Below are 255 nucleotides of genomic sequence, written 5' to 3'. Positions count from 1 at the left end.
GTAAGGTTAAGACCCCATGAAGACTACATGGTTGATAGGTCAGAGGTGGAAGTGTGGTAACATATGTAGCTTACTGATACTAATAGGTCGAGGACTTGACCAAAATAAACCTAAAGGTTTATATCGCCAACTAAATCTTTAATTATATAATTATAAAGAAGATTTCAGTTGCTAAAAAATATAATGGAAATATTAAATGTTAGCAGTTTTGAAAGTACTAACAAAAGTTAATACTTACAAACACTTAGAGCAACG

Annotated in this window: 1 rRNA gene; it reads left to right on the top strand. The window is 31.4% G+C overall.

What is annotated here, in order from left to right:
- Positions 1-103 (top strand): 23S ribosomal RNA (locus K0040_RS20450); the annotation flags it as partial.
- Between the last annotated feature and the right edge of the window lie 152 nt (positions 104-255).

Source organism: Terrisporobacter petrolearius (assembly GCF_020748185.1).
Classification (GTDB): domain Bacteria; phylum Bacillota; class Clostridia; order Peptostreptococcales; family Peptostreptococcaceae; genus Terrisporobacter; species Terrisporobacter petrolearius.
The sequence above is the reverse complement of the archived record's forward strand: the minus strand, read 5'-3'. Positions and strand labels throughout refer to the sequence as shown.